25 protein-coding genes are annotated in these 26,252 nt (G+C 66.5%); 10 read left to right on the forward strand and 15 right to left on the reverse strand.

Annotation, left to right across the window (positions count from 1 at the left end; translation table 11 throughout):
• Nucleotides 1-100: 100 nt before the first annotated feature.
• The 3 genes from ACR65J_RS20390 to ACR65J_RS20400 form a co-directional block, all read right to left on the reverse strand.
• Entirely contained in the window at nt 101-2,446 is a 2,346-nt protein-coding gene (locus ACR65J_RS20390; RefSeq protein WP_440172536.1) for a glycoside hydrolase family 65 protein, read from the reverse strand.
• 140 nt (nt 2,447-2,586) lie between these two features.
• Nucleotides 2,587-3,324 (reverse strand): HAD family hydrolase, encoded by a 738-nt coding sequence (locus ACR65J_RS20395; protein WP_440172598.1) that lies wholly within the window; start codon nt 3,322-3,324, stop codon nt 2,587-2,589.
• A gap of 202 nt (nt 3,325-3,526) precedes the next feature.
• Nucleotides 3,527-4,144, reverse strand: coding sequence for an alpha/beta hydrolase (locus ACR65J_RS20400; protein WP_440172538.1), 618 nt, complete (start codon nt 4,142-4,144; stop codon nt 3,527-3,529).
• A gap of 173 nt (nt 4,145-4,317) precedes the next feature.
• Between ACR65J_RS20400 and ACR65J_RS20405 the strand changes: the two genes are divergently transcribed.
• The 5 genes from ACR65J_RS20405 (at nt 4,318) to ACR65J_RS20425 (ending at nt 9,044) form a co-directional block, all read left to right on the forward strand.
• Complete coding sequence (locus tag ACR65J_RS20405; RefSeq protein ID WP_141158415.1) at nt 4,318-4,575, forward strand: DUF6458 family protein; 258 nt, start codon at nt 4,318-4,320, stop codon at nt 4,573-4,575.
• A 257-nt stretch (nt 4,576-4,832) separates the two neighbouring features.
• On the forward strand, nt 4,833-5,639 hold the full coding sequence (locus ACR65J_RS20410; protein ID WP_440172540.1) for a DeoR/GlpR family DNA-binding transcription regulator: 807 nt from the start codon (nt 4,833-4,835) through the stop codon (nt 5,637-5,639).
• Nucleotides 5,636-6,616: a 1-phosphofructokinase family hexose kinase gene (locus tag ACR65J_RS20415; RefSeq protein ID WP_440172542.1), complete on the forward strand. Its 981-nt coding sequence runs from the start codon at nt 5,636-5,638 to the stop codon at nt 6,614-6,616. The genes ACR65J_RS20410 and ACR65J_RS20415 overlap by 4 nt, the downstream gene beginning before the upstream one ends.
• A 2-nt stretch (nt 6,617-6,618) precedes the next feature.
• Nucleotides 6,619-8,700, forward strand: a complete 2,082-nt coding sequence (locus tag ACR65J_RS20420) for a PTS fructose transporter subunit IIABC (RefSeq protein WP_440172543.1) — start codon at nt 6,619-6,621, stop codon at nt 8,698-8,700.
• 65 nt (nt 8,701-8,765) lie between these two features.
• Complete coding sequence (locus ACR65J_RS20425) at nt 8,766-9,044, forward strand: HPr family phosphocarrier protein (RefSeq protein ID WP_015935750.1); 279 nt, start codon at nt 8,766-8,768, stop codon at nt 9,042-9,044.
• A gap of 119 nt (nt 9,045-9,163) precedes the next feature.
• Here the strand turns inward: ACR65J_RS20425 and ACR65J_RS20430 are convergent, their stop codons facing one another.
• From ACR65J_RS20430 to ku, 3 genes are all read right to left on the reverse strand, one after another.
• Complete coding sequence (locus tag ACR65J_RS20430) at nt 9,164-9,595, reverse strand: SRPBCC domain-containing protein (protein WP_440172545.1); 432 nt, start codon at nt 9,593-9,595, stop codon at nt 9,164-9,166.
• Between the two features lie 3 nt (nt 9,596-9,598).
• Nucleotides 9,599-10,441, reverse strand: coding sequence for a class I SAM-dependent methyltransferase (locus tag ACR65J_RS20435; protein ID WP_440172547.1), 843 nt, complete (start codon nt 10,439-10,441; stop codon nt 9,599-9,601).
• Nucleotides 10,442-10,607: 166 nt separating this feature from the next.
• The gene (ku, locus tag ACR65J_RS20440) at nt 10,608-11,750 is read right to left on the reverse strand and encodes a non-homologous end joining protein Ku (protein ID WP_440172548.1); all 1,143 of its coding nucleotides are present in this window, start codon (nt 11,748-11,750) and stop codon (nt 10,608-10,610) included.
• A 40-nt stretch (nt 11,751-11,790) separates the two neighbouring features.
• Between ku and ACR65J_RS20445 the strand changes: the two genes are divergently transcribed.
• Nucleotides 11,791-14,280, forward strand: coding sequence for an ATP-dependent DNA ligase (locus ACR65J_RS20445; RefSeq protein WP_440172550.1), 2,490 nt, complete (start codon nt 11,791-11,793; stop codon nt 14,278-14,280).
• Nucleotides 14,281-14,387: 107 nt separating this feature from the next.
• Here the strand turns inward: ACR65J_RS20445 and ACR65J_RS20450 are convergent, their stop codons facing one another.
• Nucleotides 14,388-14,645 (reverse strand): hypothetical protein, encoded by a 258-nt coding sequence (locus tag ACR65J_RS20450; protein WP_440172552.1) that lies wholly within the window; start codon nt 14,643-14,645, stop codon nt 14,388-14,390.
• 434 nt (nt 14,646-15,079) lie between these two features.
• Between ACR65J_RS20450 and ACR65J_RS20455 the strand changes: the two genes are divergently transcribed.
• Nucleotides 15,080-16,669, forward strand: coding sequence for an MFS transporter (locus ACR65J_RS20455; protein ID WP_440172554.1), 1,590 nt, complete (start codon nt 15,080-15,082; stop codon nt 16,667-16,669).
• 202 nt (nt 16,670-16,871) lie between these two features.
• Nucleotides 16,872-18,008: an FUSC family protein gene (locus ACR65J_RS20460; RefSeq protein WP_440172556.1), complete on the forward strand. Its 1,137-nt coding sequence runs from the start codon at nt 16,872-16,874 to the stop codon at nt 18,006-18,008.
• Here ACR65J_RS20460 and ACR65J_RS20465 read toward each other — a convergent pair.
• Nucleotides 17,976-18,749: an SDR family NAD(P)-dependent oxidoreductase gene (locus ACR65J_RS20465; protein WP_440172557.1), complete on the reverse strand. Its 774-nt coding sequence runs from the start codon at nt 18,747-18,749 to the stop codon at nt 17,976-17,978. The two genes, ACR65J_RS20460 and ACR65J_RS20465, sit on opposite strands and share 33 nt — an antisense overlap.
• Nucleotides 18,750-18,838: 89 nt before the next feature.
• Here ACR65J_RS20465 and ACR65J_RS20470 point away from each other — a divergent pair, with 89 nt between their 5' ends.
• Complete coding sequence (locus ACR65J_RS20470) at nt 18,839-19,177, forward strand: hypothetical protein (protein WP_440172559.1); 339 nt, start codon at nt 18,839-18,841, stop codon at nt 19,175-19,177.
• 170 nt (nt 19,178-19,347) lie between these two features.
• Nucleotides 19,348-19,671, forward strand: a complete 324-nt coding sequence (locus ACR65J_RS20475) for a hypothetical protein (protein ID WP_440172561.1) — start codon at nt 19,348-19,350, stop codon at nt 19,669-19,671.
• A gap of 109 nt (nt 19,672-19,780) precedes the next feature.
• On the opposite strand, the gene ACR65J_RS20480 is transcribed toward ACR65J_RS20475, so the two are convergent.
• From ACR65J_RS20480 to ACR65J_RS20510, 7 genes are all read right to left on the reverse strand, one after another.
• Nucleotides 19,781-20,533, reverse strand: coding sequence for an NAD(P)/FAD-dependent oxidoreductase (locus ACR65J_RS20480; RefSeq protein WP_440172600.1), 753 nt, complete (start codon nt 20,531-20,533; stop codon nt 19,781-19,783).
• 127 nt (nt 20,534-20,660) lie between these two features.
• Entirely contained in the window at nt 20,661-20,990 is a 330-nt protein-coding gene (locus ACR65J_RS20485; RefSeq protein WP_440172563.1) for a GNAT family N-acetyltransferase, read from the reverse strand.
• A 15-nt stretch (nt 20,991-21,005) separates the two neighbouring features.
• Nucleotides 21,006-22,325: an acyltransferase family protein gene (locus ACR65J_RS20490; protein WP_440172564.1), complete on the reverse strand. Its 1,320-nt coding sequence runs from the start codon at nt 22,323-22,325 to the stop codon at nt 21,006-21,008.
• A gap of 86 nt (nt 22,326-22,411) precedes the next feature.
• A complete protein-coding gene (locus ACR65J_RS20495) occupies nt 22,412-22,816 on the reverse strand; it encodes a DUF1304 domain-containing protein (protein WP_440172566.1) in 405 nt (134 codons plus the stop codon).
• 42 nt (nt 22,817-22,858) lie between these two features.
• The gene (locus tag ACR65J_RS20500) at nt 22,859-23,710 is read right to left on the reverse strand and encodes a class II fructose-bisphosphate aldolase (protein ID WP_440172568.1); all 852 of its coding nucleotides are present in this window, start codon (nt 23,708-23,710) and stop codon (nt 22,859-22,861) included.
• Nucleotides 23,710-25,176, reverse strand: coding sequence for a GntP family transporter (locus tag ACR65J_RS20505; RefSeq protein ID WP_440172569.1), 1,467 nt, complete (start codon nt 25,174-25,176; stop codon nt 23,710-23,712). Before ACR65J_RS20505 ends, ACR65J_RS20500 begins: the two co-directional genes overlap by 1 nt.
• Before the next feature lie 169 nt (nt 25,177-25,345).
• A complete protein-coding gene (locus ACR65J_RS20510) occupies nt 25,346-26,245 on the reverse strand; it encodes an NAD(P)-dependent oxidoreductase (protein ID WP_440172571.1) in 900 nt (299 codons plus the stop codon).
• Nucleotides 26,246-26,252 lie beyond the last annotated feature (7 nt).

Here is a 26,252-nt window from a genome sequence, read left to right on the forward strand (position 1 = left end):
ATCCCCGCCAACCTCGCCCACATCGCAGAAGGCATCCAGGACTCCGGCACCACCCGCCAGGAAGCCGCCACCCTCCTGGCCGGGTGATCGGGACGGGGCTTTAGCTGTTGCCGCGCACCACGGGGATGCTCGCCGTCGGCAGCCCGCTGGGGAACACCGTGGGCTCAGGCTCCGCAACCGGCTCCAGCAGCACCTGGGCGGGTTCACTGCCCACCACCAACCGGTGCCCGCGGACGTCCACCGCCAGCGGCCCGCCGTCCTGGACCGTCAGCGTGATGGAACCGGCGGCAAGCTGGACCAGCAGCAGGCGGCCCCGGATCTTCAGGTGGAAGGTAAGCCCCTCCCACTCCGCGGGCAGCCGGGGATCGAAGTACGGGACCGGGCCCTGGTCGCGCATGCCGGCGAACCCGCACACCAGCGAACTCCAGACTCCGCCGGTGGAGGCGATGTGCACACCGTCGATCGTGTTGCCGTGCGTGTCGTCAAGGTCGATGAAGGCGGCATTGGTGAAGTGCTCCAGCGCTTCCCTCGAATAGCCCACCTCGGCCGCCATGATCCCCTGCACGCAGGCGGAGAGGGTTGAGTCGCCGGTGGTGATGGGATCGTAGAAGTCGAAGGCCCGCTGCTTTTCTTCGGCCGTGAAGTCCTGCCACTGCAGGAACATGGCCAGGACGGTATCCGCTTGCTTCAGGACCTGGTGCCGGTAGATGACCAGCGGGTGGAAATGCAGGAGCAGCGGGTACTTGGACCGCGGCGTGGTCCAGTCCCAGGCCTCCAGGGTCATGAAGTCGTTGTCCTGCGAGTGGACCTGCATCCGGTCGTCGAACGGCAACTGCATCCGCTTTGCGGCCGCCTCCCACAGCTGGCGCTCCTCATGGGTGATGCCCGCATGCTCAAGCGCGGCGGCGGCGCGAAGGTTGAAGCGGGCCATGACGTTCGTGTAGAGGTTGTCGTTGACCACTGCGGTGTACTCATCAGGGCCCGTGACGCCGTGGATGTGGAAGAGTCCGTCCTTGCCAAAGAAGCCCAGGGAGATCCACATCCGGGCCGTCTCGATCAGCAGTTCGGCGCCCATGCCCTCCCGGAACTCGGCGTCCCCGGTAGCCCAGAGGTATCTGTTGGTGGCGAAGGCAATAGCAGCGGCGATATGGAACTGCGCAGTCCCGGCAGCGTAGTAGGCGCTGGCCTCAAGCCCGTTGATGGTGCGCCACGGGAAGAGGGCGCCGTCCACGCTCAGTTCCTTGGCCCGGATCCTTGCCTCGGGAAGCATGCCGTGGCGGAACTCGAGGACCTGCCGGGCGCCGTCGGGGTTGGTGTAGGTAAGGTACGGCAGCAGGTACACCTCCTGGTCCCAGAAGTAGTGCCCCTCGTAGCCCGAACCCGTCACACCCTTGGCAGGGATGCCGGCAACGTCGGCGCGCGCCGTGGCCTGGGCCAGCTGGAACAGGTTCCAGCGGATGGCCTGCTGCAGCCCGGGCCGGCCGCCATCAACCACGATGTCGGAGGTGGCCCAGTAGGCGCGGTAGTGGGCCATACTCTCGGCAAAGATGCTGTCCACCGGGCGGAGGGCTTCCTCTGCCACGGCGGCCGCATCCACCTCCGGGTCCTGGATGGCGCGGCCGGCCGCGTAGCTGACGCTCTTTTCCAGCCGGAAGGGCTCGTCGGCATCGACCGCAAGGACGTACCGGACGGTGCTGTCGTCCTGGTCCACCACCGTTTCGAACGGCTGGTGCCCGGCGGAGGTCCAGTGGTCCACCGCGATCCCCACCCGCTGCTTGGATTCGGCCGCCTCCCAGGAGAGGCGCAGCGAGCCGTCGCCGCCGTCGAGCCGCACAGGGAGCAGCACCCGCCCCGCGTGCCGTCCGGCCCGGCGGGGATCGTGCACGGAGTGGTCTTCCACCGGCTGGTCCTGGCGGTTAATCACGGCGGAGGTGACATCCAGGGAGATTTGCCGGTCCGCAGCCACCTCCAGCGAAATGCCGAGGCTGCCGCGGGACTCGTAGCCAACGGCCCGGCGTTCAGTCGTGGTCACCGTGGCGCCGGACCGGCACTGCCAGGTGATCCGGCACTCGTAGATTCCGGTGGAGAAGTCGACGCTCCGCCGGTAGTCCAGGACCTCCGATTCAGCGAGGCTGAGCATTTCGCCGTCCACCACCACCGCGAAGTTGTTGGCGTCCGGGATGTAGAGGATGCGCTGGCCCGTCCGGGCAAAGCCAAAGGCGTTTTCCGCGTGCTTGATGTCCCAGATTTCGTGCAGGCCATTGATGAAGCTGCCCGGAAGCCCGGCATCGGCCGCCGCCCAATGCGCACCGCGGATGCCCAGATGCCCGTTGCCCAGGGCAAACAGGGTCTCGAGGGTTTCCGCGCCGTCGGTTTCGTAGCGCGTCTCAACGAACTGCCAGGGGGTATCGGGGAACCGTTCGCGGTCCGCGGTAATCAGTGCCATGGTCGGGGTCCTTTTGGCCTTGCTGTGGTGCCGGGCTGGCCGGCACGGAGTATTCGGGGAAGGGCTGTTCTCGGATGGGTGCTGGCGGGAAGCAGCAGGGTTGCCCGGGGCAGGCAACGCAGGTTTTGATGCCGGCGTGTTTACGGGATGAGTTCCTGGAGGTCGTTGACCACCAAGGTGGCTCCGGCATCGAGCAGCGCCTGCCGCCCGGCGCCCCGGTCCACGCCGATGACCGAGTGGAACGATCCCGCGTGTCCGGCCTGCACCCCTGACACCGCGTCTTCCACCACCACGCACTCGGGGCTGGAGAGGTCCAGCAGTTTGGCCGCGTACTCGTAGGTGGCAGGGTTCGGTTTGCCGGGGAGGCCCTTCTCCGCGGCCACCACGCCGTCCACCACCACCTGGAAGTGGTGGCTGAGTCCGGCGGCTTCCAGGACGGCGGGGGCGTTGCGGGAGGAGGAGACGACGGCGACCTTGAGTCCGCGCTCCAGCGCGGCTTCGAGGAAGCGCACCGAGCCCGGAAAAGGTTCGACGCCGGCGCTGACGATGTCATTGAAGATCGCGTTTTTCCGGTTGCCCAGGCCCTGGACAGTTTCGTGGGCGGGGTCGTCATCGAGGGGGCCTTCAGGCAGCGTGAGCCCCCGGGAGGCCAGGAAGTCCCGTACCCCGTCAAAGCGGGGCTTGCCGTCGATATGGTCGAAATAGTCGCTTTCGCGGTACCCGGGGACCTCAGGGTGCGAGGACAAATAGCCGTCGAACAATTCCTGCCAGGCACGCTCGTGCACGGTAGCGGTGGGCGTCAGGACGCCGTCCAGGTCAAACAGGATTGCTCCGGCGCCGGTCCAGTCGGCGGCGGCAGCTGCAGTTTCCGGTGTCATCGGCAGTGCGGTGTCCTTTCGGTTGATGGACAGCCGGCCCTGCCGGGACAGCCTGAAGGAGGGTTTGCCGCGCCTCATGCACGCAGCATCACTTCCTTGTCCGCCCACTGCAGGACCGATCATGGCCGTAGACGAGTGTAAGCGCTTGCAAATTTAGCTGGCAACTGTTTTTTCTTACCCATCGGCGGGGTGGCTACACGCGTCAGCGCAGCACGTAGTGGCGCAGGAAGGCGCTGACGTCCACCATTTCGGTCTTGGACATCGCATGCCCCATCCCCGGATAGGTCCGGGCAGTCAGCAAGGTGTTCTTTTCCAGCCACTCGGCAGTGTAGGCCACCGCATCCTCGTTGATCACCAGGTCTGCCTTGTCCCGGCCCCAGAAGAAGGGCGGCTTGGCCTCGAAGGAATCCGTCACCGAGAGGAGCTCGTTGTTAAGCACGAAGCCGGACAGTCCCACAACCGCTTTGTAGTCATCCGGGTGCAGCCGCAGGAGCGTACTGGCCATGGCCATGCCCTGCGAGTACCCCATCAACGTGACGCTGCTGTGCTGGTCCCTGACGGAGCTGATCCAGGCCCTCACCGAGGCGGCAGCCGAGATGACATCCGCGAAGTCGTTTGCCAGGAAGTAGTCGAGCAGGAACCACCCCCAGTGGTCGCCGATGGGCATTGGCGCCCGCAGCGCCGCGAAGGTGAACTCCGGAGGCAGGAACTCGAAGAGGCGCACCATCCGGGACTCGTCTGTGCCGTAACCATGCATCATCACCAGCAGGGGGGTGCCGGCGCGCTGGCCTTCCGGCTTGGACCACACAACTGTTTCCACTGGTCAAGCCTAACGACGGAAGCCCGCCGGCCCCGGCCAGGTCATTGAATCCGGCATCACCGGGAGGTAGCGTGACGCTTGACAGACAGCAGGCTTAGCTTTTGGCAGTGTACGCACCACCTCCCGTAACGCCCTACCAGCGCCGCGCAGGACGCGGCCATAAGGAGCAAGTCATGAGAATCGGATCGTCAATCTTCCTCATCGCCCTTGGCGCCATCCTTGCCTGGGCAGTGGCTCCGGGACTGATCCCCTTCGTGGACCAGCAGCTGGTGGGCTACATCCTCATGGCGGTAGGCGTTATCGGACTGATCGCCTCGCTTATTCTTGCCTCCCCCGGCCGCAGCCGCCGGGTCAGCGAGTCCCGTTCCGTTATCGACCCCAACACCGGCGAGCGCATCACGCGCCACGAAAGCCGGGACGGCGGCATCTAGCCACGGCGCAACCGGGACGGGATCCCCGGGCACACTGATGAACCCGAAAAAGCCGGGCTGGGCCGCACGTGTCCAGTCCGGCTCTTGGTATCCCCAGCTGGGGACCTGATGAGGAATCTTGTTTCATGTTGGTTTCCATTGACAAACCAACAGAAGCAAAGATAAAGTCAAGTAACTCAACATCAATGTGATGCCAGTCACGCCGAGTCCGGGAACGGGCGAAGCGTACACAGCAGGACCTACGCAACGGAGGGTACGTGTTCGCCGAAGAGCGCCAGCAACAGATTGCCGAGCTTGTTGCCGGCAGCGGCCGGGTCAGCGTGACCCTGCTGGCTGAGCGCTTCCGCATCACCACCGAAACGGTGCGCAGGGACCTTGCCGCCCTCGAAAACGCGGGCACGGTCCGCCGCGTCCACGGCGGCGCCGTTGCGGCAGACCGCTTCAGCACCACCGAAGAAAGCGTCACTGAACGGGCCATCCAGCGGCCGGACCAAAAAATCCGGATCGCCGAAGCCGCCCTTGCCCTGATTCCCCGGAACTCACCCGCCAGCGTCCTGATGGATGGTGGCACCACCACCGAGGTGCTTGCCGACCTGCTGGCCCGCCGCGCCGCCGTCGAACCTTCCGACGGAACGGGCCCCCAGCATGAACTGGTGGTGATCACCCACGCAGTACCCATCGCCAGCAAACTCTCCAACGTTCCCGGCGTTGCCCTGCAGATCCTGGGTGGCCGGGTTCGCGGCCTCACCCAGGTGGCAGTGGGGCAGGCAACGGTAAATGCCGCCGCCCGGATCCGCCCTGACATCGCGTTCATCGGGACCAACGGCATCCACGCCACCTTTGGCGTCAGCACTCCCGATCCTGAAGAAGCAGCCGTCAAGGCAGCCTTCGTCCAGTCGGCACGCCGCATTGTGGTGCTGGCCGACTCCTCAAAGCTGGATACGGAAACCCTGATCCAGTTCGCCTCCCTGAAAGATCTGGACACCTTGATCACAGACAGTGAACCCGGACCTGAACTCGCAGCCGCCCTGGAAGAGGCCGGCGTGGACGTGGTGGTCGCATGATCGTCACCTTCACGGCCAACCCCAGCCTTGACCGCACCGTAGCCCTCCCCGGCCCCCTGGAGCGTGGCGAGGTGCAGCGCGCCGTCTCCGTCCGCCAGGAGTCCGGCGGCAAGGGAGTCAACGTCTCCCGTGCCTTGGTGGCCTCCGGACTTGAATCCCTTGCCGTCCTCCCCGGGGCGGACAGCGATCCGGTCCTGGCCGGCCTGCGTGAAAGCGCGGTGCCCTTCGTTTCGCTTCCCATCGACGAGCCGCTGCGCACCAACGTGGCGCTCACTGAGCCCGGCGGCGTGACCACCAAGATCAACGAACCCGGGCCCGTACTGGATGAGAACCAGCAGGAAGCCCTCATCAAGCTGTTGGTCGAAAGCTCACGCGGCGCCCGCTGGGTGGTCCTGGCCGGCTCCCTGCCGCCGGGATTCCCCACCGACTTCTACGCAACGGTGGCCCACCGCCTGCGTTCCTCCGCCGACGGCGCCGCCCCGCGCATCGCCGTCGACTCGTCCGGCCTGCCACTCGCGGCCGCCCTCACCGGCGGCCCGGAGGGCATGCCTGACCTCCTCAAGCCCAACGCCGAGGAACTGGCCGAGCTGGCCGCAGCTGCCGGCTTCCCACCGGCATCCGGTGACGAGCTGGAAGCGGATCCGGCGGCCGCAGCTGCCGCCGCAGCCGCCGTCGTCCGTTCCGGCGTGGGTGCTGTGCTGGCAACTCTCGGTTCCAAGGGAGCTGTCCTCGTCACGGCTGACGGCGCGTGGCTGGCCACGCACCCGCCGGTCGCCGCGGTCAGCACGGTGGGCGCGGGCGACTCCGCACTTGCCGGCTACCTGCTTGCCCATGGCCGGGGCGCCGCCCCTGCCGACTGCCTTCGTCAGGCGGTGGCCCACGGTGCCGCCGCTGCCTCGCTGCCGGGTTCCACCGTTCCGGCAGTAAACCAAACCACCCCGGATGCCGTAACCATCACGGCCCTTCGAAAGGATTGACAGTGACCCAGCTCATCACCACGGACCTGGTCGAGCTCGACCAGAACCTGGGCAACGCCCCCGAGACGGTGATCCGGCATCTGGCCAGCAAGGTAGCTGCCACCGGACGCGCATCAGAAGTTGAAGGCCTCTTCGCCGACGCCTTTGCCCGCGAGCAGAAGACCGCCACCGGCATTCCCGGCGGCATCGCCATCCCGCACTGCCGCTCGGCTGCCGTCACCGTACCCACGCTCGCCATGGCACGGCTGAACCCGAAGGTGGACTTCGGCGCCAAGGACGGCCCGGCAGACCTGGTGTTCTTTATCGCCGCTCCGGACGGGGCTGACCAGGAGCACCTGAAGCTGCTCTCCAAGCTGGCCCGGTCCCTCATCAAAAAGGACTTCACCGCGGCCCTCCGCAACGCCTCCTCCCAGGCTGAGATCGTGGAACTCGTGGACGGCGCTCTGGCCGACAAGCCTGCCGCCCACGCCGCCGCCGCTCCGGTTGATGCAGTCCCCGTCGGTGCTGCGGTCGGTTCCGGTGCCGGGGCTGTGGGATCCTCCGCCGGCACCGCGTCCGCCGCTTCCCCGGCCGGCCCGGCCACTTCCGGCCCCGCCCGCCTGGTGGCTGTCACGGCCTGCCCCACCGGCATTGCCCACACCTACATGGCAGCAGACTCCCTGGTTGCCGCCGCCCAGGAGATGGGCGTCGACCTGCAGGTTGAAACGCAGGGTTCCTCCGGCGCCAAGCCGCTGGACCCGGCCGTGATCGCCGCAGCTGACGCCGTGATCTTCGCCGTTGACGTGGACGTCCGCGGCAAGGAACGCTTTGCCGGAAAGCCCGTCATCAACGCCCCGGTAAAGCGCGGCATCGATGAGCCGGGCAAGATGGTGCAGGAAGCGCTGGCTGCCGCATCCGATCCCCACGCACGCCGCGTACCGCACTTCGGTGCCGAAGAGCAGGCGGAACAGGAAGCATCGGAAAAGGGTGAACACATCGGCCAGAAGCTGAAGCGTGCACTGCTGACCGGTGTCAGCTACATGATCCCGTTTGTTGCCGGCGGCGGCCTGCTGATCGCCCTGGGCTTCCTCCTGGGCGGCTACAACATCACCAGCGTTGCGGACAAGGTGGTGCTGGCGAACAACTTCGGCAACCTCCCGGAGGGCGGCCTGGCCATCTACCTCGGCGCGGTCCTGTTCAAGATCGGCGCGCTGTCCATGGGATTCCTGGTCCCCGCGCTGGCCGGCTACATCGCCTACGCCATCGCCGACCGTCCAGGCATTGCACCCGGCTTCGTTGCCGGCGCCGTTTCCGGATTCATGGGGGCCGGCTTCCTCGGCGGCATCGTGGGCGGCCTCCTGGCCGGCTACATTGCGCACCTGATCGGAACCTGGCAGGTGCCCCGCTGGCTCCGCGGCCTGATGCCTGTGGTGATCATTCCGCTGCTCGCCTCGATCGTTGCCTCCGGTTTGATGTTCCTGGTGCTCGGCGGACCCATCGCAGGACTCACCACAGCGCTCAACAGCTGGCTGTCCGGCATGACCGGTGCTTCCGCCGTCGTCCTGGGGATCATCCTTGGCCTCATGATGTGCTTCGACCTCGGCGGCCCTGTCAACAAGGTGGCGTACGCCTTCGCCGTGGCCGGCCTGAGCGCCGGCAGCGCAACCAACCAGGCGCCGTGGCAGATCATGGCCACGGTCATGGCAGCCGGCATGGTCCCGCCGCTGGCCATGGCACTGGCCACGGTCCTGGACAAGAAGCAGTTCAGCCTGGCTGAACGCGAGAACGGCAAGGCTGCCTGGCTGCTGGGCGCGTCCTTCATCTCCGAAGGCGCCATCCCGTTCGCTGCTGCCGATCCCCTCCGCGTCATCCCCGCCAGCATGGTGGGCGGCGCACTCACCGGTGCACTCACCATGGCTTTCAATGTGACGTCCCAGGCACCGCACGGCGGTATCTTCGTGTTCTTCGCCATCGGCAACCTGTTGATGTTCGTGATCGCGATCATCGCCGGCACCGTGGTCAGCGCACTGGCCGTGGTGGGCCTGAAGCGCTGGGCAGTCAAGAAGTCCGTTGATACGGTTGAACCGGTTCCCGCAACCGTCTGAGCCGGTTTAGCCACAGACCTTCCCGGCGCTGAAGCATCAGCACGCCGAAAGACAAAGGAGCAAAAATGCCAGAACGCACCGCAACAGTCGCCAGCCGCGTGGGCCTGCACGCCCGCCCGGCCGCCATCTTTGCCGAGGCAGCCGGAGAGTTCGACCTGGACATCACCATTGCCCGTGAGGGCGAGCCGGCCGATGAGGCCATGGATGCCGCCAGCATCCTGTCCCTCATGAGCCTGGGCGCCTCCCACGGCGACGTGGTGGTCCTCCGCGCCGAAGGTGCCGGTGCGGACGACGCACTGGAGCGCCTGGTGCAGATCCTCGAAACGGACCACGACGCCGAGTAGCAGCCACGCTGCCCCAGGCAGCACAACGCCGGCGGCCGCCGTCGGGCTTTCCCTCCCAAGGGATATGCCCGACGGCGGCCGCCTGGTTTTAACCTGCTGCCCACCCGGGCGGGCAGCAGTCACCCGCGTTCAGCGAGCGCCTTCACATCGGCCAGGAGCTTGTCCCACATGCCCTTCGAGTGCGCGGCGGCTTCCTCGCTGGGGTTGTTGTCCTGCGCCAGCGACAACCGGGTGGCGCCACCCTGGTCCTCAAGCGTCCATTCGAGCGTGTGGTAATTCTCCGGTTTGTCCTCCTGCCCGGACAACGGGCTGAAGTGGGTGTGCACCAGTCGCCGTCCGGGTTCAACCGCCAGGATCCGGCCCCTGTCCTGGTACGCCTTCCCCTCCCACTCGCCACGCCAGGTGATGGGGCTTCCCGCTTTCCAGTCCGTCTCCAGCGTGGTCCCGAACATGAACTCCTTCACGGTGGCCGGATCCGTTATCACGTCCCACACACGCTCCGGGCGGGCGTTGATGGTGGCAACGGAGGTGGCCACATGGTTTCCCGGCATGGCTCAGGCTTTTTTCGCCGTGAAGAGCAGGTACTCCCACTCCATCTGGAACGGGGCATCGCCGTGCGCATCCCCAAAGGAATCGGCAAGATCGGTGAGTGCCTTGTCCAGGGCCTTGACCTTGTCCTGGTCCTCGCCCAGGAATTTGTAGACGGAGATGATGGGGCCGTAGTGGGACTTGAAGTACCTGACGAAGTCCGCGGGCTGGTGGAAGCTCGTGACGGCCAGGTTCTGCTTGCGGGTGTGAACGTCGGTGATCCGCCCACCCAGGAGCTCGCGGATATGCTCCTCGCTCCCCCACAGCGGTGAGGGCTGCGCGCCGGGCGGGGGCGGCGGGGCAAAAGGCTTCATGGCGGCGAACATCTGCCCGATGAATCCCTCCGGGGTCCAGCACAGCAAGCCGATGGAGCCGCCGGGTTTGCAAACCCGGACCAGCTCGTCGGCGGCCGCCTGGTGATGGGGCGCGAACATCACGCCAATGCAGGACATCACTGCATCAAACTCCGCATCGCCGAACGGCAGGGCTTCAGCGTCGGCTTCCTGCCATTCCAGGCTGACGCCCCGGTTGGCGGCTTCCTTGCGGCCCGCTTCGAAAAGCTCGGGGGTAAGGTCGCTGGCCACCACCTTGGCGCCCATCATTGCTGCCGGGATGGCCGCGTTGCCGGTTCCCGCCGCCACATCCAGGACCCGTTGACGGGGCTTGATACCGCTGGCCTCCACCAGCACGGCTCCCAGTTCCAGGAGCATCTCGTCGGCAAGGGCCGGGTAATCCCCTGACGCCCACATGGCCCGGTGCTTCTTCTTCAGCTCCCGGTCCGCCTCCACTGCATCGGTCTGCTGGCTCATGTCCGTGCCCCTCTACGTGTCAGGTCCAAATGGGTGACAGCACGCTGTTGGCACAGCGGAGGCTGTGATGCGACTCATTGTGGACGCGATGGGGGCCGGTGTAAAGGCAGGACTGCCGGCGGACCGGGCGCCAAGGCCTTTCCCGGACGTAAGTTTTGGTTGCTGGTCAGGCCGGCTTGCGCGCCCGGGTGGTCTTGGCGGCCGGCTTGGCTTCGGCCTTCGTGCCGGACGCTTTGGTGTCCGACGATTTAGCTGCAGACGACTTCGGCGCCGTTGATTTAGCTGCACTGGACTTGGACGCTGTGGACTTGGACCCGGTGGATTTGGCTGAAGTGGATGTGGACTTCGCTGATGACCTGCCGGCAGGTTTGGCATCGTCCGTGCCGGTCTTCGCTGCCGCCGTCCTGGACGCGGACGTCTTGGCACCGGAGGCTTTGCGTGCGGGTTTGGCAGCCCCGGTTTCCTCGTCCCCGGCCTCTGCTTCGTCGTCGGAATCTCCGCCGGCAGACGCGGACTCCCCGCCGCCACGCTTCCTGTCCAGGCTCCGCTTGAGGGCCTCCATGAGGTCGATGACCTCGCCCTTGCCCCCCTCGCCGGCTTCGGCGCCGAAGGTTTCCTCCGTGTCCAGCGATTCGCCCTGTTCCAGCTTGGCGTCGATCAGCTGGCGGAGCTGCACCTGGTACTCGTCAGTGAAGGAGGCGGGCTCGAAGTCTGCGGCCATGGATTCCACCAGCGCCGCGGACATGTCCCGTTCCTGGGCGGAAATCCTGATGTCGGCCTCCAGTGACGGGAAGCTTGCCTCGCGCACCTCATCGGGCCAGAGGAGGGACTGCAGCACCAGGACATCGTCCTTGATCCGGAGGGCACCCAGCCGGGTCTTCTCCCGGAGGGCGAACTGGACGATGGCCACCCGGTCCGTGTCCTCCAGTGCCCGGCGGAGCAGCACGTAGGCCTTGGGCGACTTGGAATCAGGCTCCAGGTAGTAGCTCTTCTCGAACATCATGGGTTCGAGCTGCTCCGACGGGACAAACTGCACCACTTCGATCTCGTGGCTGTTTTCCGCGGGAATGGACTTGAGCTCATCCTTGGACAGCACCACGGTTCGGCCGTCCTCCTCGAACGCCTTCTCGATGTCCGAGTAGTCCACCACTTCCCCGCAGACCTCGCACCGGCGCTGGTAGCGGATCCTGCCGCCATCTGCATTGTGAACCTGGTGCAGACTGATGTCATGATCCTCTGTGGCGCTGTAGACCTTCACGGGCACGTTGACCAGGCCGAACGCAATGGCACCTTTCCAGATGGCTCTCATTTATACAGTCAACATCAGAGCGGGCCGGAGGTGAAGCCCCGTGGCAGGTAGCCGCGAACGTGTCCGGGTGGCGGGACGCGAACTGACGCTCACCAACCTGGACAAAATCATCTATCCGGAGACCGGCACCACCAAGGCGGACGTGCTGGCCTACTACGCTGCGGTGGCGCACGTCCTGATCCCGGCGGCCGCCAACCGCCCGGCCACGCGCAAGCGGTGGGTCAACGGGGTGGGAACGGCGGAGAAGCCCGGCGAAGTGTTTTTCCAGAAGGACCTGGAGGACTCAGCTCCCGGCTGGCTGCCGCGGGCTGCGATCACGCACAAGGACCGGACCATCCACTATCCAATGGTCAACGATGCAGCCACCCTGACCTGGTTTGGCCAAATCAACTCGCTCGAAATCCACGTACCGCAGTGGCGCGTGGACCCGCACGGCAACCAGCTGAACCCGGACCGGCTGGTGCTGGACCTTGACCCGGGCGAAGGTGCCGGACTGCCGGAATGCCGCGAAGTGGCCCTCCTGGCGCGCGCCATCCTGCAGGACGTGGGCCTGGATTCCGTCCCGGTGACCAGCGGCAGCAAGGGCATCCACCTTTACGCGGCGCTGGACGGGACGCAGACCTCGGAACAGATCTCCGCCTTCGCCCGGGAACTGGCCCGCGCACTCGAGGCCGACCACCCGGACCTTGCCGTCAGCGATATGAAGAAGTCGCTGCGCAAGGGCAAGGTGCTGGTGGACTGGAGCCAGAACAACGCGGCGAAAACCACGGTAGTCCCCTACTCGCTCCGCGGCAGGCCCACGCCCACGGCGGCAGCGCCCCGGACCTGGGAGGAAATCGAGTCTCCCAAGCTGAGGCACCTGGACTACCAGGAGGTCCTGCGAAGGGTGCGGGACGGCAACAACCCGTTCGCCGCCGTCGTCCCCGCTGCAGGTGGTGGAGAAGGTACTGACGCTGCCAGGGAGGAAGCGCACGACGTCGATGGTCGCCTGGGCAAGTACCGCGCCATGCGCGATCCCGAGGCCACGCCCGAACCGTTCGCGGGCATCGCGGCAGGCGGCAACAGCTTTGTCATCCAGGAGCACCACGCCAGCCGCCTGCACTGGGACCTCCGGCTGGAACACGAAGGGGTCCTGGCGTCCTGGGCCCTCCCGAAGGGCGTTCCGGAGCCCGGCGGCAAGAACCACCTGGCCGTCCAGACCGAGGACCACCCCATGGACTACCTCACCTTCCACGGGACCATCCCCAAGGGGCAGTACGGTGCTGGTGAGATGACCATCTGGGATACAGGCACTTATGAGCTGCACAAATGGATCAACGGCAGGGAAGTCATCGTCACCCTGACCGGGTCGGAAGGCGGCGGGCTGGGCGGCAGCAAGAAGGTGGCACTCATCCACACCGGTCGCGGGCAGGGCAAGGACGCGGAAAACCAATGGCTCATCCACCTGATGGACCAGGACCACACGGGCGGCCGACGGCGGTCCGCGGCTCCGCCGGTCCAGGAACCGTCGCAGGACACCGGCGAAAAGGAGCCTGCCGCGGTCCCCGAGCCAGCCGACAGTGCTCCCGCCGACCCACTGGAATACGCTCCCATGATGGCAACCTCCGGGACCATTGCCGACCTCCAGGGCAGCGCCTGGCAGTACGAACTCAAGTGGGACGGCGTCCGGGCCCTCCTGGTGGCGGACAGGGAAAAGGTCAGGATCTTCTCCCGCAACGGCAACGACGTCACCAGGACCTACCCCGAGTTGACGGACCGGGACTCCTGGCCAGGGCAGCCGTTCGTTGCTGATGGCGAGATTATCGCCCTCGGGCCCGGTGGAAGGCCTGACTTTGGCCTGCTGCAGGGGCGGATGAAACTCACCCGGGCGGCCGACGTCGCCCAAGCCCGCACCTCGATCCCGATCCAGCTGATGCTGTTCGATCTCCTCTTCGACAACGGGAAGGACCTCCGGCCCCTGCCGCTCAGTAACCGGCGGCAGCGGCTCGAAGACTTCTTCCGGCCCTCCGATTGCCCGGTGGACCTGTCCATGGTGCTGGAGGAACCGGTTGAGCTCCTCATGGAAAGCGCGCAGGAGCTTGGGCTTGAAGGCGTCATGGCCAAGCGGACTGACAGCCGGTACGTGAGCGGCCAGCGGACACGAACCTGGATCAAGCTCAAGACGGAGCAGACCCAGGAAGTGGTGGTGGGCGGCTGGCGGCCGGGAAAGGGCGGGCGCCAGGACACTGTGGGATCGCTGCTGGTGGGCATTCCCGACGGCGGCAAGCTGCAGTACGTGGGGCGGGTCGGCTCCGGTTTCAGCACCCGGGAGCTTACGGAACTGCGGCAGACGCTGGAACGCCTCGGCCGGAAGACCTCACCCTTCCATGAAGTCCCCCGCCCGGACTCTGCCGACGCCCACTGGGTGGCACCGGAGTTGGTGGGCGAGGTGACGTACAGCGAGTGGACGGGGCCGGGCAGGCTGAGGCATCCGCGGTGGCGGGGCTGGCGGGTGGACAAGGACCCGTCGGAGGTGGTCCGGGAAGGCTGAGGTCTTCGCGGTTTTCGAGGCGCGCTTTACGCTGACACGCAAATTACCTGGCGCCTGCCACATTCGGCTGGCCCAGGTAATTTGCGGGTGTTGGTGCCGTGTGCCGTCTACGAGGAGTGCGGCATCTGGGGGCGGCCGGTGCGGTGGACCGCCGTCACTGCGGCTTCGTGTCCCATCCGGCCGTGACCGGCGCCCTGGTCCTTGGGGTGCCGCCGCTTGCCCATGCCGTCCGGCCACCCGCCCTGCTCCGCCAGGGGGACGGGCCCGGTTGCCGGGAGGCCGGGCGCCACCGGGGTATCCATGGCTGCGGCAAGGTGGTTGGCGACCTCAGGCCTGATGTGGGACTGGCTGGACTCTTCACCCATTTTGTACTTCCCTTCTTTCCTTCGTTCTTCCTTGAAACGAAACGCCAATGAAAGCGCCCGGGCGCGCGTGGACTACTGCCCGGAAAGAGGTGTGTTCATCGCTCTACCATAGGCACGTCGGAGGCTCCTGTGAACCCCTTCCAAGGATGGTGGCCGCCGTCACTTTCAGGGCGGGTTCCCCGGCAAAAGGGACCCTCAAACGGGCCGGTTTGGAAAATTTTTGGGATCGACGCCATCGATCAGCCTGCTTCCCAGTGACAGCGCGGGAAAACGGGACAAAAAATTTCCCGAAGGAGGCCCTAATCGGGCCCAAAAGGGACCATAGTACGCGATGGAACTGTGGGACGCTATGGGATTTCCCGTAAAATTGAAGGCCTGCCCGGAGCGGGGCAGCTACAAGTCGCAAGCAAATGACCTCCACAGGAGTTGCCCAAATGCCCACAGACCGAAGCAGGACCGACTCTTCAGCAGGCGCCACAAACGCCCGCGGAACCGACCCGGCAGCCCCCACGGCTGCCAAGAAGCCCAGGCTGCTGCCCCGGCGGCGCCTCAAGGAATCCGATGTCAACGTGGTTGACCAGCCCATGCTTAAGAAGGCGCTGGGCGGAACCATCGTGGGCAACACCATGGAATGGTACGACGTAGGCGTTTTCGGCTACCTCATCACCACCATGGGCCCGGTGTTCCTCCCGGAATCCGATCCCACCACCCAGACGCTGTTCCTGCTGGGAACCTTTGCCGCCACCTTCATCGCCCGTCCCCTGGGCGGCGTGATCTTCGGCTGGCTGGGCGACAAGATGGGCCGCCAGAAGATCCTGGCCACCACGCTGATGATCATGGCGGCCAGCACGTTCGCCGTCGGCCTCCTGCCCGGATACGCCCAAATCGGGCTGTGGGCAGCAGCATTGCTGGTGCTCCTCAAGGTCGTCCAGGGCTTTTCCACCGGCGGCGAGTACGCCGGGGCCACCACGTTCGTCAGCGAGTACGCTGCTGACAAGCGCCGCGGATTCTTTGCCAGCTTCCTGGACCTGGGCAGCTACTTGGGCTTCGCCATCGGTGCCGCCCTGGTGTCCGTCCTGCAGCTGACCCTGGGCCAGGACACCATGGAGGACTGGGGATGGCGCATCCCGTTCCTGGTTGCCGGCCCGTTGGGCCTGATCGCCGTCTACTTCCGGAGCAAGATCGAGGAGTCGCCGCAGTTCCAGGCCACCCTTGACGCCCAGGAAGAGAATGCAAAGAACGCATCCGCGGGTGAAACGGCCACGGCCAAGGGACCGGTAGGGATCGTCAAGGCCTACTGGCGCCCCATCATTGTTGCCATGGTGGTTGTTGCCGCTGCCAACACGGCCGGTTACGCGCTGACGTCCTACATGCCCACTTACCTGACCGAGTCCAAGGGCTACGACGAAGTGCACGGCACACTGCTGACGATTCCCGTCCTGGTGGTCATGAGCCTTTGCATCCCGCTGACCGGCAAGCTCTCCGACCGGATCGGCCGCCGCCCCGTACTCTGGATCGGAGCCATCAGCACGATCGTCCTGGCCATCCCCGCGTTCATGCTGATCGGTATCGGCCAGATCTGGTCCACTCTTGCCGGCCTTGCCCTGGTTGCCTTCCCCGTCACCTTCTATGTGGCCAACCTGGCGTCGGCACTGCCGGCCCAGTTCCCCACCTCCAGCAGGTACGGTGCCATGGGCATTGCCTACAACTTCGCGGTGGCCATTTTCGGCGGGACCACCCCGTTCATCGTGGCCGCGCTGATCAGCGCCACCGGCAACGACATGATGCCTGCTTACTACCTGATGGCCACCTCCCTGGTGGGCGCCATTGCCATCTACTTCCTGAAGGAATCCGCCAACCGCCCGCTCCCAGGATCGATGCCGAGCGTCGACACCCAGGCAGAGGCGAAGGAACTGGTGGCGACCCAGGACGAGAACCCGCTGATCAACCTGGACGAACTGCCGTTCGAAACCCAGGACGGCACCGACCCCCACGCACACCGCGGGGTTCCGGCCGGGGCATAGTTCCCGCGGCCCGGGCACTCTTGTAGCCCACGCTCACAGGCCCGCCCCGCGTGCTTCCTTGGGACGCATACGGGGCGGGCCTTTGCGTGCTTGCCGGATGTCCTCTTATGACTGACGGCATGTTACGGTGCGCGGGATGCGGTGATACGTTCGCAAGGGCCCTCGGGCTGCAGTAGATCAACGAAACAGGACAGGTCCGGACATGAAGCGCGTAAGGGAGCAGGTACGCGCGCTCCACCGATTGGAACCTGCCAACGGCGACCACCTTGCCGCGCTCCGCGTGGCCATCAGCGTTGCTGTCCCCTCGCTGCTCCTGCTGGCCGCCGGCCGCACCGACCTCATGATCTACGCCGTCTTCGGCGCGCTCACCGGCATGTACGGCCGCTCCGAACCGCACCAGCTCCGGCTCCGCCACCAGGGCCAGGGCGCCCTGGTGCTGCTCACGGGCGTAGCCGTGGGAGTAATGCTGTCCATCAACCACATCCACTCCTGGTGGCTGGTGGCCGTGGAAGCCACCCTGGCAGGAGTTGGCTCCGTGTACGCGGACAGGGTACGGCTGAAACCCAATGGGCCCTTCTTCGGAATCCTCGCCCTGGGCGCCTGCGCGTCCGTTCCCACCGCGGTCCCCTGGTACACGGCCATGCTCATCGCCGTGGCATCATCGGTGTTCTCCATCCTGATCGGGTTCAGCGGCTGGATGCGCAGAAGGTCCTGGGAACCTGGTGCTGCCAGGCAGGTGCCGCGACTCTCAGCGGCAAGGCACCGCGAGCTGGTCATCCACGCTGCACGGTACGTACTGGCGGTGGGTGCTGCCGGGACAGTGGGCGTCCTCAGCGGCACCGGCCACCCGCACTGGGCCATGGCTGCGGCTGCCGTACCCCTGGCCGGAGCAGACCTGCCCAGCAGCGTCAGGCGGGGCATCCACCGCATCGTGGGCACGCTATTGGGACTGGCGGTCACCGCCGTCGTAATCATTCCCGGGCCCTGGACCCTGGCGGCCCTCGATCCGGCGCTGCAGGAGCCCGTGCACCGCGCGGCTGTGCTGGCCCTGCTGGTGATCCTTTTCCAGTTCGCCACTGAACTGTTCATGACCAGGCACTATGGCCTGGCCATGGTCTGGTTCACCCCGGTCATCCTGCTCATGACCCAGCTGGCGTCCCCCATCGAACCGGGGATACTCATCACCGAGCGTGCGGTCGAAACGCTGGTTGGCGCGGCGCTCGGAATCCTGGTGGTAGTGGCTGTCCGCAGGTCCGGTTCACGGCCTCGGAAGGGTCTTCCGGGACGGCAGTCCGCGCGCGCCGCCCTACTTCGGCTTCCGCGCCGGGCCGGCCATTAGCCGCGCCGGAGCCACCTTGGCCAATGCCGCCACCACCTTGTAGCGCTTGGACGGGATGGACACAGCCTTGCCGCGTTCGTTGTCCGCCAGGCCCTCGCTGACCACCCGCTCCGCGCGCAGCCAGGTCCAGGACGGGGCCACCGATTTGTCCATTCCCATCCGGTCGTGGAACTCGGTATGGGTAAAACCGGGGCAGACGGCCGTGACCTTGATGCCGCGCTTGCGGTAGGCCAGGTTTGCCCACCGGCTGAAACTCACCAGCCAGGCCTTCGCAGCCGAGTACGTGCCCCGGGGCAGGAACGCGGCCACGCTGGCCACATTGATGATCCTGCCCTCCCCACGCTCCAACATGCCCTTGAGGGCCGCGTGGGTGAGCACCATGGAGGTTTCCGCATGCAGCTTCAGGTGGCTCCTCTCCTCCGCTGCGTGATTGTCCTCGAAGTTGTGCAGCAGGCCGATTCCGGCGTTGTTCACCAGGATCCCCACCGGCCGCGTGGCATCCTCGAGGCGTTCGACGACGGCGGCGACGTCGTCGTCCTGGGTCAGGTCAGCGGGAAGCACCTCAGCGGTGACCCCGTACCGCCGCCGGAAGTCCTCGGCTGTTTCAGCAAGCCGGGAAGCGTTGCGCGCCACCAGGACCAGGTCATGCCCCTGGGCGGCGAGCTGCTTCGCGAATTCGTGGCCCAGACCGGCGCTGGCGCCAGTGACGAGTGCTGTGGTTCGGGTGCTGGTTGGCGTCATGCTGCAAGCCTAGCCAGAGAGATGGCGTCATGGACCGGTAGGCTGGTGCCGCCGGTGACTGGCCGGTCTGCTGCCGTGAAGGGGGAACCATGGAACAGCAAGCATCCGGGGCGCTCGGATTCCGTGAAGTGGACGGGGACGGGAACCCGGTGCCGCCTGAGGCGGAAGGCTCGAAGGCGATGGGGACGAAACGGTCATGGGCCTCGCCCAATCCCTTCATTGTGGTGTTATGGCTGCTGGCTGCCGGCATGATTTGCGGTGGAGCGTCGGCGTTGCTGAACAACCCCATGTCTGTGGCCATGGGAGACCGGGCCACCTTCGACTACTTCGTCTTCGCGTTTGCCCCGCAAGGGATTTCCGGCGGGACAGCCATCTTCTTTGCCCTGCTGTTCTGGCATGCCTGGCACTGGCAGCGCAGGCGCGGCTGACCGGAAAACGCATCCCCGGCAGGGGCTCCACGCCGCACTCTTGGCTGTTCCGACTTGTGCATCAAATAATAAGCATGCTTTGCTTATGGGGATAAATGAACCTCCGCAAGCAGTTCGCGGCGGTGCTGCCAACGCTGGCGGTTCCGTGAAGAAGCCCAAGGAAGAACATAATGACCACCGCAATGGAACACCAACTGCCTGCGTTTGGGGAGCGCACCGAGGCAGCCGGGCAGCTCATGTCCGCCACCGTACCGGTGGACGCCGGCTTGCTGATGACCCTGAATTCCCGCATGCATTGCCGTACGCCAATGCAGCGCGTTGACCCCGACGAGCTTCCGGTCCGGCAGCCCGTGTACGTGGACGGGAACTCCGTCATTGCCCTGCATCCCGGATCCGTTCCGGAGAGCGTGGTCACCTACCGCTGCGCCTGCGGCTTCACCATCGATGACCCCGGGACCGCCATGACAGTCAGCGACGAGGCTCTCGCCAGCTAACCGGCTCCCGGCTTGGCTTTGAGGCCCCGCAGGCTGCACGGCTTGCGGGGCCTCGCCGGCCGCCTGGACCCCCCGTCCGGCTCAAGCCCGGCTGCCCAAAGACTGCGCGCTAGTGCCCCGCGAGTACCCTGGCTTCCTCCACCGCGCGGCGGGTGTCTGCCAGGACCAGGTCGGCATTGATGGCCTCTGCTGCGCGAAGGCCGGCGGCGGCCGCGGTCATGACCTGCGCGGACACGTCCGTGGCGTTGCCGGCGGCCCATACGCCGGGGCAGGATGTCCGGCCGCTTTCATCCGTCTCCAGGCGCGTCCCCGGGCCCTCCCGGAGCGCAGCCGGCTCCAGTCCCAGACGCTGGAGCATGTTGGCCTTGCTGATGGTTTCGGGACTGACCACCAGCACGTCCAGGGCCACTGTGGCGCCCGAGTCCAGGGTGGCGCCGGCCAGCTGGTCGTCCCGGACCTCCAACGCGCGGACCTTTCCCTCCGCCACCTGGACCGAACGTGCAGCCAGCTGTTCCGCCTGGCCGGCGCTGAGTTCCAGGGCATCGTTCAGCAAGAGGGTCACGTCTGGACTCCACTGCCGGAACGTCAAGACCTGCAGGACGGAGTGGGAGTCGGCTGCCAGGACCCCGATCTTTTGATTCCGGATTTCCCATCCGTGGCAGTAGGGGCAATACAGCACGTCCCGCCCCCACCGGTCGGCGACGCCGGGAAGGTCGGGCAGCTCATCCACGATCCCGGAGGCGATCAGGAGCCGGCGTGCAGTCCGGGTGGAACCGTCGTCCATGGCCAGGACAAATTGGTCTTCGCCGCGGCTGGCCGACCGGACGAAACCGGAAGCCGTGGCCCCGCCATACCTCGCCAGCTCTCAGCCCTGCCGGTCCCCCGCCGATGATTGCCACATCAAATACGCCGTGCTGGTCTTCCATGGTGAAGGCCTACCCGCGGCTGCCCGGGGAATAACGAAAGCGCCGGCTCCCGTCAGGGCACCCTCAACGCTCCGGCCAGTCCACGAATTGTTCGTAGCCTTCGTGCTTGCGGAGGTAGCTGGAAATGAACGGGCAGTGCGGGATGATGCGCTTGCCCGTTGCCACCACGTCATCCAAGGCAAAGTGCGCCAGGACCTTCCCCAGCCCCTGGCCTTCAAAATCCTGGCCGGTCTCGGTGTGGGTGAAATCGATGTGCCCTGGAAGATCGTGGAAGAAGGCCTTGACGGCCAGCCTGCCGTCCACCAGGAGTTCGTACCGGTGCTGTGTGTCATTGCGCCGCAGCGAGACATTTGCGGTGAACTTGTCCTCAGCGGACGTGGTGTTCTCGGTCATGGTTCGACACTGGCACTACTTCAGTCCACTGGCAATGGTCCTTCGGCCATGGCGGCGCCGGTACGGTGCGGTGCGCCGCAGCGGAAAACCGCCGAGCAAAAGGATCGCCACGCAAAAGCAGACCGTGCCGGCTGCCAGCAGTCCCAGTGACAGTCCACTGAGTGCGGCGTCGGCCACGGGGATGAAGACCACCACGACGGCGGCCCCCGCCGTGGCGGGCCTGCAGCGCATGGTGATGGGCGCCGTCGTCCGTTCCTCCAGTCCGCCAAAGGCTACGGCCACCGGCAGGAGCAGGAGGACCAGCGCCAGGACCACCAGTGGACGTGACCACCACCATTCGGCGCTGCCGGAGCTGGGTTTGGGGATCGGCGCCAGGAGCAGTAGCCCGGACATCCCCACCAGCAGCGGCAGGTGCCACAGATACACAGTTAACGATCTGCTGCCGGCCAGCACCAGCATCCGTCCGATCCACGGGACCCCGGCCAGCGGCGCCAGGACCGGACGCGCCAGTTCCATCGCGGCCAGTTGCGGCACGGCCAGGATCACCAGGGTCAGGTTGGGCGGGTTGAGGTTCACCAGCATGTTTCCGCGATACAGCCCCAGCCCGGTCACGAGTCCCAGCAACAGGTGCGCCCCCACAGCGATGCCCAGCAGCTCGGAACGGGAAAGACGGGAGAGGCAGCCGTCGGCAGCCAGGAAACCCAGTTGCTGCACCGCGCACCACACGAACACCAGATTGGCATTGGCAAGGTCCGGCAGGACCCCGCGCAGGCAATCCACGGCAACCACCAGCCCGGCCAGCAGGCAGAAGGACAGCCAGGGCGCCCGCGCATACAGTGCCGCCAGGACGGGAATGTTCAGCTGCGCCGCGAGGTAGGCGGCCAGGAACCACAGGGGCATGGCCGCCCCTGCCGCCATGAGCTGTACCACCCGCCGGTCGACGCCGCACGCGGCCGCCACGGATAGCCCCACCACCATTGTTGCCAGCAAGGGGGTGGCCGGGCGGAGGAGGCGCAGGAGCCGGGCGCGGATGAACTGGGCGGCCGTGCCCCCGCTTGCTTTGAGCCGGCGCCAGGACTGCAGCCCGGTCACGCCGCCGGTGACGAAGAACAGGGGCATGACCATGAAGATCCAGATGATGGGCTCGAACCAGTTCTGCTGGGCAAGGGTGTTCTCTGTGGTCACGGTCCCGTCGGGGTGAAGGACCGGGCTAACCATCATGGAGTGGCCCACCACCACCAGCGCCAGGCACATGAAACGGACAAGGTCGATGGCCGGATCACGGTCCGCCGTGTCCTCCCCGGTTCCTGTCCCCCGCCCTGCTGTGCTGCGCATGGGACCTACAACGACTCGACGCTGCCCACGGCACTATTGTGCCCCTGTTGCCTGCGCGGGTTTAAGGACTTATGCCCCTTCTGCCGCTACTGAAGCACTGCCAGCAGGCCGGCGACGACGGCGAGCAGCGGCATGGTGCCCTGGGTTGCCGCGGCGCGGAGGTACTTGCGGCCAGTGAACGCCAGGACGGCGGCCGCCAGCAGCATGGAACCGCAGCAACTGAAGATCAGGGTCCAGCCCGCCACGGCCGGCGAAGATCCCGCACCGGCAGACATAACGAGCCCCACGCCAATGAACGCCCCCACGGCCAGGAACAGGTTGTAGAAGCCCTGGTTGTACGCCAACGGCTTTGTGGACTCGGCATCTGCCTGGGAGGCGATCCCGAAGCGTTTCCAGGTGGCGGGCCGGGTCCAGGTAAGGGATTCCATGGTGAAGATGAAGACGTGCAGCGCGCCGGAAAGGAAGGCAAAAAGAAGGGAGACCAGGACCATTGCTTGATCCTAGCCTCCCGTTCATGGAAGTTTCCGTTCCCGCTACCTCGCCAGCGTTGCCAGCGTGGTGGCGGCGAAGCCCTTCGCCGATTCGTTCCACAGAGCCAGCAGGCCCTGCAGGTTTTCGCCGTCGGCACGGTGCGCGGGAAGCTGGTCCTGGAGGGTGGCCAGCACGCCCGTCCGCAGCTCGGTGTTGAAGTTGACCTTGCCAACGTTCATGGCCGCGGCCTTGACCAGCTCTTCAGCCGGGATGCCGGAGGCGCCATGGAGTACCAGCGGGATGTGGATCCGCGCGGCAATGTCCTGCAAGACGTCCCAGCGGATTTTCGGCTCGCCCTTGTACTTGCCGTGGACGTTGCCCACCGCGACGGCCAGCAGTTCAGCGCCGGTGCGGGACACGAAGTCCTCCACCTGCGCGGAGTCGGTCAGGCCCGCGACGTCGACGCCGGGCTGGCCGGCCTCGAAAGCGCGGTCCTCGTCGCCTGCCAGGCCACCGAGTTCGGCCTCGAGCACCACGTCGGAACCCAGCAGGGCACGGGCAGCCTGGACCAGCGCAATGTTGTCCTCGTAAGGCAGGGACGAACCGTCGGCAAGGACGGAATCCGCCCCTGCCCGGACGGCGTCGGCCATAACGTGGAGGTCTGAGGCGTGGTCAAGCTGCACCGCGACGGGGACCGTGGCGGCGTCGGCCAGGCCACGCAGCGCCGAGATGAGCCGGAGGCCGTTGGCGGTGGCGGCGGTCTTGGGTGCCACCAGCAGGATCACGCCCGTGCCGGATTCCTCGGCGGCGCCCACCACGGCCAGCGCGGTGGTGAAGTCGTAGCAGGTGAAGGCCGGCACTGCGGAACCCTGCTGGAGGGCGGAGGTGACCAGGTGGTCCAGGCGGGTTTGCATCAGGCGCCCAAACCTCCCACCAGGATCCAGGCGACAAAGGTCAGCAGGAAGCCGGCCACGCCCAGGATGGTGGTCAGGACGGTCCAGGTCTTCAGGCCGTCGGAGACGGTGAGGCCGTAGTAGCGCACCACCACCCAGAAGCCGGCGTCCGTCACGTGGGACAGGCCCAGGGCGCCGAAGCCGATGGCGATCACGATCACGGCAATCTGTGCCGGGCTGTAGCCGCCGCCACTGACCGCTGCCGACAGCAGGCCGGTGGTGGTCACGATGGCAACGGTGGCCGAACCCTGGGCGGCGCGCAGGGCCAGCGAGATGATGAAGCCGAGCAGCAGCAGCGGAACGCCGAGGGTGTCCAGGGTCTTGGACAGCGCGGAGCCGATGCCGGAGACCTGCAGCACGTTGCCGAACACGCCGCCGGCAGCCACCACCATCAGGATGGAGGCGATGGGAGGCAGGGAGCCTTCGAAGATCTCGCCGGTTTCCTTGAAGGACCAGCCGCGACGGACGGCCAGCAGGAAGAAGGACAGCGCCACGGCCACCAGCAGGGCCAGGAACGGGTTGCCGATGAAGGCTGCGAGGCCGTACAGAGGATGGGACTTGGGGAGGATGAGGGTGCCGACGGTACCGAGCAGGATCTGCACGATGGGTGCTGCGATCAGGAAGATGATCAGGCCCGGCCGCGGCGGAGCAATGGCGGCGGCACCGGGACCGTCATGGCCCACTTTGACCAGTGACTTGGAGCCGAACTCCTCCACCTGGGCCTTCACGGCCGGCAGCAGCTCATAGTCCTTGCGGTTCATGATGGACGCAACCCAGTAGGACAGGAAGCCCAGGGGCACGCAGATCAGCAGCGAGATCAGGGCGATGAGCCCGATATCGGCGCCGAGCACGCCCGCACCGGCCACGATTCCCGGGTGCGGCGGAACAGCGACGTGGATGGCGAGCATGATGCCGGCCATGGGGAGGCCGAACTTCACCGGGTGGACCTTGGCGATTTTGGCGAAGGCGTACACGATGGGCACCAGCACGATGATGCCCACCTCGAAGAAGACGGGGATGGCCACCAGGAAGCCGACGGCAGTGAGGGCCACAGCCACGCGGCGCGCCCCCAGCTTGCGGGTGAAGTGGTCCGCGAGGGACTGGACGCCGCCGGACACCTCGATCATGCGGCCCAGCACGGCGCCGAGCGCGATCAAAATGGCCACCTTGCCCATGGTGCTGCCCACACCGCTGGAGACCACGGTGAAGATGTCCTGCAGCGGGATGGTTGCTGCCACGGCCACCAGGATGCTGACGGTGAGCAGGGCCACGAAGGCCTGGATCTTGAAGCGGATGATCATCACGAGCAGGATGGCGATGCCCACCGCTGCGATGGTGAGCAGTACCGGGGTGCCCAGCTCAACGGCGGGCTTGATGGCCGGGGCATCGGCCGCCCGCTGCAGCAGCGGGCTCATCAGGTGGTTCACAGGGGGATGTCTCCTTTGACGTGCCGGTCCCGGGGCAGGGCGGCATCAGGGAATGGTGGGGTGGGGCATAAACGCTGCGGGAATGCGCCGGCAACGCTGGGAGGTACGACGACGGCGGAGGGGGGACCGCCGTCGTCGTACCTTTTGCCGCGAGGGCAGGAGGGGTGGCTTACTTGGTGCGCTTGGCGGGCGCGACCACCTTGATGACGGCGGAGTCATCGGCGGCGGCGAGGCCCTGGGCCTGGCCCAGCAGGTAGAGCTGTTCGGCGGCGGCGGCAACGGGGGCTGCCAGGCCGGCGGCGCGGGTGGCCTTGCCCACGATGCCCATGTCCTTGACGAAGATGTCCAGGCGGGAGAGGACCTCGGCTCCGTCCTCGTTGTAGGCCTCGAGGATGCGGGGGCCGCGGTTGGAGAGCATGAAGGAACCGGCAGCGCCGGCTTCCAGGGCGGCGAGGGTCTTGGCCTGGTCCAGGCCAAGGGCGTCTGCCAGGGCCAGGGCCTCGGCGGCGGCGGCGATGTGGACACCGCAGAGGAGCTGGTTGACGGTCTTCAGGGCCTGGCCGTCGCCGGGGTTGTCGCCCACTACAGTGAGCGTGGAGGCGAGCAGGTCCAGGGTGGGGGCGGCCTTTTCGCGGGCTTCGGGGGAAGCGCCGACGACGATCAGCAGGTCGCCTTCGCCGGCGCGCTTGGGGCCGCCGGACAGCGGCGCGTCCACCAGGTCCACGCCGTATTCGGCCAGCTTGGCGACCGTGGCGGGGATGGCGTCGGTGCCCACGGTGCTGCCGAGGATGACGACGGCGCCGGGCTCCAGCACGGAGGCCACGCCGTTCTCGCCGAAGAGGACATCGTTGAGCTGTTCGCCGTTGCGGACGGCCAGGAGCACTGCGTTGGCGCCCTTGGCGGCGTCACGGGCGGTGGTGAAGGTGGCAATGCCGGCTTCGCGGGCGAGCTCCAGGCGGGGCTCTGCGATGTCGAAGCCGTGGACGGTCAGCTGCGAGGCCAGGCGCGTGGCCATCGGCAGGCCCATGGCGCCGAGCCCCAGGACGGTGACGGTGTAGTTGCTGGTCATGGTGTTC

It is taken from the genome of Arthrobacter sp. SAFR-044 (assembly GCF_059414985.1).